We start from the raw sequence: 7981 nt of genomic DNA, 5'->3' as shown, positions 1-7981 counted from the left end.
GGTGGTGGGGGGCTTCAGCCAGAGGGAGCCGCTCATGCCGGGGTGCCTTCCGGGACGCGGGGCGCGGAACGGCGCGGGGCCGGGATGCTGACGCGCAGCGGCGTCGGGGCGGGCGTCGGCCCGGACGTGCGGGGCGCGGCGAGTTCGCGGTAGATGCGGCGGAAGCCGTCGACCGAGCGGTGCAGGGTGAACTCGTCGATCACCCGCTGCCGGGCCCGCCGGCCGAGTTCGGCGCGGCGGGCGCCGTCGCGGAGGAGGGCGGAGACGGCGGCGGCCATGACGGCCGGTTCGCGGGGCGGGACGACGATCCCGGTGTCGCCGACCGCCTCCCGTACCCCTCCGACGTCGGTGGAGACGGTGGCCCGGCCGCAGGACATGGCCTCGATGAGGGAGAAGGGGAAGCCCTCGCTGATGGAGGAGAGCATCACGACGCTGCCGGCCGCGTAGGCGGAGGGGACGTCGGAGACGCGGCCCTCGAAGGAGACGCCGTCGGCGACGCCGAGTTCGGCGGCGAGCTTCTCCAGGCGGGTGCGGTAGTCCTCGTTCCCGGCCGGGACCGGGCCGAAGAGACGGAGCCTCAGCTCGGGGAGTTCGGCGCGGGAGATCGCGTACGCCCTGATGAGGGTCTCCAGGTCCTTGATCGGGTCGACCCGGCCGCACCAGCTGAGCGTCGGGGTCTCCGGTTCGGGGCCGGCCTCGGGGAAGAGGGCGGGGTCGACGCCGTTGTAGACGGTGCGGATGCGGTCGGCGGGGGCGCCGCCGCGCTCCTCCCAGCGCCGGTTGTACTGGTTGCAGGGGGTGATGAGGTCGGCCTGGCGGTAGCCGAGGGAGTTGAGCTCGCGGTAGAAGCCGAGCATGAGGGCCTTGACGGGCCAGCGCTGGGCCTCGGTGCGGTAGCCGAGGTAGCGCTCGCGGAGGTAGATGCCGTGTTCGGTGAGCAGGAAGGGCACCCCTTCGAAGTGCTGCGCGGCGAGCGCGGGCAGGGTGGCGAGGCCGCTGGAGACGGCGTGCGCCACGCTGCCGTCGGCTATCCGGGCGCCGAGCGGCCGCAGGGCGTGTTCGAGCAGGTCGGTGGCGGTGAGGGCGTCGTGGACGGTGGGCCCGGCCGCACGCGTCGGCAGGTGCGGCATGGTCCAGATCCACATGAGGGTGCGGAGGGCCTGCTCGGAGCGGAGGGCCGGGGTGAGCCGGCCGTCGCGGGCGAGCGCGGCCAGCTCGTAGAGGCTGCCGGCGAGGTCGTGGCCGGCGTCCGGGTCGAGGAGGGCGAGCAGGAAGTGCTCGTACGTGGCGAGGAAGCGGCGGCGTTCGCGCCCCCGCGGGGGCCGGCGCGCCCGGCTGGGCGCGGCCGGTCCCCGCGGGTGGCCCCAGAGGGGGAACGCGGTGTGCCGGGCGATGTTGGGCGGCAGCTCCCAGGTGACGGGTTCGCGGCCGCTGCCGGTGAGGGCGAGGATGTCGAAGGTGACCTCGGGCATGCCCCGGACGAGCTGGTCGCACCAGGTGCTGACGCCGCCGTGGACGTGCGGGTAGGTGCCTTCGGTGAGCATGGTGACGTGACGGCCGCTGCTCGGCATGTGCGTGTCCCCCCAGAGCGTGCTGGTCAGGCGGTCGGGAGCTGGAGCGTGACGGCGGTCTGGAGCAGTTCGGGCGCGGTCCAGGCGGAGCGGCTGCCGGCGTAGGCGGTGCCGAAGGCGGCGGTGCCGAGGACGAGTTGCTTGCGGGTGCCCTCGGGGGCGGTGACGGGGATCTGGACGCCCGCGGGCGCCTTGACGGTGACCGTGCCGCCGATGCGGTACGCGGTGACCTTGCCGGCGGCGAGGGCGGCGTCCCAGGCGTCCCGGCGGGTCAGCTCGGTGCCGACGTCCTTCTGGCGGGGGTTCACCAGGGGGGTGTTGGCCGCGAAGAGCGCCCGGTAGTCGGCGAGGATCCGGTCGAGGACCGGGTAGAGGAGGCGCTCCTCGGCCAGGTTGGACTGGTGGACGTAGTGCGGGCGGGGGTCGTTGGCGACGACGTGGCCGAGGGCGATCCGGGCCTCCTGCGGGACGATGTGCTCCGCGTAGCCGGTGGCCGGGTCGAGCGGGGCGGGCAGGCAGGTGGAGGCCGGGTTGGACTCGCAGACGCCGCTGCCGCCGTCGGCGCGGGAGGTGTAGACCCAGTTGTACTCGTCGGTCATCTCGGCGGCGGTGCCGACGTTGTAGTACACGTTCATCGGGTGCCGGGGCACGGTCTTCGCGGCGCCGACCGCCCGCTGGCGGGGCTCGCGGGAGTTGTCGCTGGCCGTCCACTTCACGCCGTTGTCGGCGAGGGCGCCGGCCAGGTGGGGGTTGTCGGCCGGCTGCTGGGGCAGGGTCTTCAGGCCGGAGTGCTCGCCGGTGACGAGTTCGGAGCGGTCGACGGAGATGCCCTTGCCCACAGCCCAGTTGAGGTTGTTCCGGATCTGCGCGGAGATCTCGGCGCGGCTGACCCAGAGGGTGTTGCCGGAGGCGTCGGTGGCGCACCGCCAGGGGACGGTGGTGTTGTCCTGGACGCAGCCGAGGTAGGGGTGGGTGTAGGTGTGGTTGATCCAGCGGTACTGGGCGCGGTCGGCGATCAGCCGGGCGGCGAGCGGGTCGGTGCCGCCGTGCTCGGTCTTCCACTGCTCGCCCTGGCCGCCGTTGTAGACCATGTCGAGGGTGAAGCCGGACGCCTTCTGCCAGGCGGCGGCGTAGGTGGCGTCGGCGGCGGTCATCCGGATGGGGTTCTCGGCCTCCGGGTCCCCGCCGACGCAGTCGAGGTCGCCGGGGGTGCAGTTGCGGACGGTGTCCCAGCGGGCGTCGGGGGCGAAGACGTCGTCGACGTGGACGGAGAGGTAGTTCCGGGAGCGGCCGAGGTGGACGCCCTGGGTGAGCCATTCGACGATGCCGCGGGAGAGGGCGCGGAACTGCCGCTGGTGCTGGTTGTAGGCGAAGGTGACGACGAGTTCGCGGCGCCCGTCGGCGGCGTACTCGCCGACCAGGCTGGCGCGGCCGCCGCCCTCCACCGGCATGTCGACGTAGCTGGTGAAGCCGGCCCGGGGGCGGCCCGCGTAGCCGTAGCTCTCGGAGACCGCCGGGTCGTTGTCCTCGAAGGTCAGGCTGCCGGCGAGGTAGCCGAAGGGGCCGGACGTCCCGGCCGGGGTGACGCCGGCGGTGACGCCGTCGAGGACGCCGGACCAGCCGCCGTCGGTGGTGTAGTCGAGGCCGACGCCGGGGTGGGACCAGGTGTAGGCGTCGACCTGCGGGATGCCGAAGGTGCGCTCGTACGTCCGGAGGGCGGTGTGCTCGGCGGAGTCGGGGCCGAAGGCGGACTCGTGCGGCACGACCACGCCCTGGTACTTGGCGCGGGGCCGGCCGTCGACCGTGTCGCTGAGGAAGGCCGCGGTGAGCACGGGCCGGCCCGGGTCGTTGAGGTCGAGGACGCGGTACGGGACGCCGGAGCCCTTCAGTTCGGCGGTGATCGCCCCGATCGCGCTGCCGCCGTCGTCGACGACGAGGACGGTGAGGTCGATCCGGGGCGCGGGGTCGGCCGCGGCCTGCGCGGACGGCACCACGGTGGCGAGGAGCGCGGCGGCGGCGAGCGCCCCGGCGGTGCGGCCGGCGCGCCGCGGCACCCCCTGCTTTCCGGACTTCCTCGGCGCGGCCGCGGGCATGCGGAATCTGTTCGCGTGCATGGTGTGGTGTCCCCCCTCGGCAGGCCCCCGGACGCGGGGGGACCTGTGGAGATGAAGCGAAGGCGCGTGTGCCGCCCTTGCGTGAATGAGGCGAGTGTGGCGCCGGTGCGGGAGCCGGAAGGACAAACATGAAAGAGACACCTCGGATGAGTGAATCGAAGCCGCGGTGAGCGAACCGGGTGAGCGAGCGTAGGCTCGTTCTCGGCGCTCATCGGGCCGAAATACGATGCGGCGGGCTCGGTCGGCCCATCCCTCGACCGCCACAGAACTCAATGGAAGCGAGAATTCACCACCGTGACTGCTCTCACTCTCAGCACTGCCGGAGCGGCGACGCTGCGTGCCGACGCCCTCGTCGTCGGTGTCGCGAAGGCCGGGAAGACGCTGGTCGTCGCCCCGGGCGCGGAGGCCGTCGACAAGGCGTTCGACGGCCGGCTCGCCGCCGTCCTGGAGACCCTGGGCGCCTCGGGTGGAGAGGGTGAGGCCACCAAGCTGCCCGCGCCCGACGGCCTGAAGGCCCCCGTCGTGCTCGCCGTCGGCCTCGGCTCCGCCCCCGAGGACGGCGAGGCGTACGACTCCGAGACCCTGCGCCGCGCCGCCGGCACCGCCGCGCGCGTCCTGTCCGGCTCGAAGAAGGCCGCCTTCGCGCTGCCGATCGCCTCGGCCGAGGACGCCGGCGCGATCGCCGAGGGCGCGCTGCTCGGCGCGTACTCCTTCGACGCCCTCAAGGAACAGCCGAAGGACGCGAAGAAGCCGCTGGCCGAGGTGGCGCTGCTCGGCGCCAAGCCGCGCGACAAGGCCCACAAGGCCGCCGCGGACCGCGCCCTGGCCGTGGCCGAGGAGATCAACCGCGCCCGCGACCTCGTCAACATGCCGCCGAACGACCTGTACCCGGCCACCTTCGCCGCCGCCGCCCAGGCCGCCGGCAAGGACCACGGCCTCAAGGTCCAGGTGCTCGACGAGAAGGCGCTCGCCAAGGGCGGCTACGGCGGCATCCTCGGCGTCGGCGCCGGCTCGGCGAACCCGCCGCGCCTGGTCCGGGTCGCGTACACCCACCCGAAGGCGGAGAAGACCCTCGCCCTGGTCGGCAAGGGCATCACCTACGACTCGGGCGGCATCTCCCTCAAGCCGGCCGGCCACAACGAGACGATGAAGTGCGACATGAGCGGCGCCGCCGCCGTCCTCGCCGCCGTCGTCTCCGCGGCCCGCCTCGGCCTGGAGGTCAACGTCACGGGCTGGCTCGCCCTCGCCGAGAACATGCCGTCCGGCTCCGCCACCCGCCCGGGTGACGTGCTGCGCATGTACAGCGGCAAGACCGTCGAGGTCCTCAACACCGACGCCGAGGGCCGGCTCGTCCTCGCCGACGCGCTGACCAAGGCGTCCGAGGAGCACCCGGACGCGATCGTCGACGTGGCGACCCTGACCGGCGCGATGGTGCTCGCCCTCGGCGACCGCACCTTCGGCATCATGGCCAACGACGACGACTTCCGGACCGCGATCCACGAGATCGCGGAGGAGGTCGGCGAGCAGTCCTGGCCGATGCCGCTCCCCGCGGACCTGCGCAAGACGATGGACTCCCCCACCGCCGACATGGCCAACATGGGCGTCCGGATGGGCGGCGGCCTGGTCGCCGGTCTCTTCCTGCAGGAGTTCGTGGGCGAGGGCATCACCTGGGCCCACCTGGACATCGCGGGCCCGGCCTTCCACGAGGGCGCCCCGTACGGCTACACCCCGAAGGGCGGCACCGGCTCCTCGGTCCGCACCCTGGTGCGCCTCGCCGAGCTGACGGCGGCCGGCGAGCTCTGAGCCCGCCGGTGAAGGGCCCCGGGCGTCCGCCCGGGGCCCTTCCGCGTGTGTTCGCCGACGACGAAATCCGTAGCTTCGTACGCCCTGGTGGGTGGCCGTACGGAGGATCGCCCGGTCTCATCCACCGGCCCCGCGTCCCGCCATCCGTCAACAAGTGCGAAGATGGGTTCTCGGCAGGACAGGGCCCCCACCACAGGGCCGAAATAATGCGGCCGGACACCGGAGCCGCCGCCTGGTCATCGACGACCGGCGACGAGCGCACATGCATGGAGGACGTGACGTGGCGAACGACGCCAGCACCGTTTTCGACCTAGTGATCCTCGGCGGCGGTAGCGGCGGTTACGCCGCGGCGCTGCGCGGAGCGCAGCTGGGCCTGGACGTCGCACTGATCGAGAAGAACAAGCTCGGCGGCACCTGCCTGCACAACGGCTGCATCCCGACGAAGGCCCTGCTCCACGCCGGCGAGGTCGCCGACCAGGCGCGCGAGGCGGAGCAGTTCGGTGTCAGGGCCTCCTTCGAGGGCATCGACATCAAGGCCGTGCACAAGTACAAGGACGACGTGATCTCGGGCCTCTACAAGGGTCTGCAGGGTCTCGTCGCCTCCCGCAAGGTCACCTACATCGAGGGCACCGGCCGTCTGTCCTCCCCGACCTCCGTCGACGTCGACGGGCGCCGGGTCGAGGGCCGCCACGTCCTCCTCGCCACCGGTTCCGTGCCGAAGTCCCTGCCCGGCCTGGAGATCGACGGCAACCGGATCATCACCTCGGACCACGCCCTCACCCTGGACCGTGTGCCGGAGTCCGCCATCATCCTCGGCGGCGGTGTGATCGGCGTCGAGTTCGCCTCCGCGTGGAAGTCCTTCGGCACCGACGTCACGGTGATCGAGGGCATGAAGCACCTCGTCCCGGTCGAGGACGAGAACAGCTCCAAGCTGCTGGAGCGCGCCTTCCGCAAGCGGGGCATCAAGTTCAACCTCGGGACCTTCTTCCAGAGCGCCGAGTACACCGAGAACGGTGTGAAGGTCACCCTCGCCGACGGCAAGACCTTCGAGGCCGAGGTGCTGCTCGTCGCCATCGGCCGCGGCCCGGTCTCGGCCGGCCTCGGCTACGAGGAGCAGGGCATCGCGATGGACCGCGGCTACGTCCTGGTGGACGAGTACATGCGGACCAACGTGCCCACGATCTCCGCGGTCGGCGACCTGGTCCCGACCCTCCAGCTCGCGCACGTCGGCTTCGCCGAGGGCATCCTCGTCGCGGAGCGGCTGGCCGGTCTGAAGACCGTCCCGATCGACTACGACGGCGTGCCCCGGGTGACGTACTGCCACCCCGAGGTCGCCTCCGTCGGCATCACCGAGGCCAAGGCCAAGGAGATCTACGGCGCGGACAAGGTCGTCGCCCTCAAGTACAACCTGGCGGGCAACGGCAAGAGCAAGATCCTGAAGACCGCGGGCGAGATCAAGCTCGTCCAGGTCAAGGACGGTGCCGTGGTCGGCGTCCACATGGTCGGTGACCGCATGGGCGAGCAGGTCGGCGAAGCGCAGCTGATCTACAACTGGGAGGCGCTGCCGGCCGAGGTCGCGCAGCTCATCCACGCCCACCCGACGCAGAACGAGGCGCTCGGCGAGGCCCACCTGGCCCTGGCCGGCAAGCCGCTGCACTCCCACGACTGACGCTCACGTCATCACAGGGCGCGACGACCAACTTCCGCAATTCGTTAGGAGCAACTGAAACCATGTCGGTTTCCGTAACCCTGCCGGCGCTCGGCGAGAGCGTCACCGAGGGCACCGTCACCCGCTGGCTCAAGGCCGAGGGCGAGCGCGTCGAGGCGGACGAGCCGCTGCTCGAGGTCTCGACCGACAAGGTCGACACCGAGATCCCGGCCCCCGCCTCCGGCATCCTCGCCTCCATCAAGGTGGCCGAGGACGAGACCGTCGAGGTCGGCGCCGAGCTCGCCATCATCGACGACGGCTCCGGCGCCCCCGCGGCCGCCCCGGCTCCCGCGGCCGAGGCCGCTCCGGCTCCGGCCGCCGCCCCGGCCCCCGCGGCCGAGGCCCCGGCTGCCCCGGCGCCCGCCGCCGAGGCTCCGGCCGCCGCCCCCGCCGGTGGCGCCCAGGGCACCGACGTCGTCCTTCCGGCGCTCGGCGAGTCCGTCACCGAGGGCACCGTCACCCGCTGGCTGAAGTCGGTCGGCGAGACCGTCGAGGCCGACGAGCCGCTGCTCGAGGTCTCGACCGACAAGGTCGACACCGAGATCCCCGCCCCCGCCTCCGGCGTTCTCCTGGAGATCGTCGTCGGTGAGGACGAGACCGCCGAGGTCGGCGCCAAGCTCGCCGTCATCGGTGCCGCGGGTGCCGCCCCGGCCGCCGCCCCGGCCCCGGCCGCCCCGGCCGCCCCCGCCGCCGCCCCGGCTCCGGCCGCCCCCGCCGCCGCTCCGGCCCCGGCCGCCCCGGCCCCGGCCCCGGCTCCCGCGCCGGCCGCCCCGGCCGCGCCCGCC

5 protein-coding genes are annotated in these 7981 nt (G+C 73.1%); 3 read left to right on the top strand and 2 right to left on the bottom strand.

What is annotated here, in order from left to right; all coding sequences use genetic code 11:
* Positions 1-32 precede the first annotated feature (32 nt).
* Together pelF and IF73_RS0136690 are read right to left on the bottom strand one after the other, a co-directional pair.
* Entirely contained in the window at positions 33-1571 is a 1539-nt protein-coding gene (gene pelF, locus IF73_RS0136695; RefSeq protein ID WP_031015758.1) for a GT4 family glycosyltransferase PelF, read from the bottom strand.
* Between the two features lie 26 nt (positions 1572-1597).
* Complete coding sequence (locus IF73_RS0136690; protein ID WP_031015756.1) at positions 1598-3685, bottom strand: hypothetical protein; 2088 nt, start codon at positions 3683-3685, stop codon at positions 1598-1600.
* 294 nt (positions 3686-3979) lie between these two features.
* On the opposite strand from IF73_RS0136690, the gene IF73_RS0136685 reads away from it, so the two are divergent.
* From IF73_RS0136685 to IF73_RS0136675, 3 genes are all read left to right on the top strand, one after another.
* Entirely contained in the window at positions 3980-5488 is a 1509-nt protein-coding gene (locus IF73_RS0136685; RefSeq protein WP_031015754.1) for a leucyl aminopeptidase, read from the top strand.
* 280 nt (positions 5489-5768) lie between these two features.
* Complete coding sequence (lpdA, locus tag IF73_RS0136680; RefSeq protein WP_030496788.1) at positions 5769-7157, top strand: dihydrolipoyl dehydrogenase; 1389 nt, start codon at positions 5769-5771, stop codon at positions 7155-7157.
* 62 nt (positions 7158-7219) lie between these two features.
* A partial coding sequence (locus tag IF73_RS0136675; protein WP_031015752.1) for a biotin/lipoyl-containing protein occupies positions 7220-7981 on the top strand: 762 nt, incomplete at its 3' end.

This window comes from Streptomyces sp. NRRL F-5727, assembly GCF_000719555.1.
GTDB lineage: Bacteria > Actinomycetota > Actinomycetes > Streptomycetales > Streptomycetaceae > Streptomyces.
Note: the sequence above shows the minus strand (reverse complement) of the source record. Positions and strands in the feature narration are given on the sequence as shown.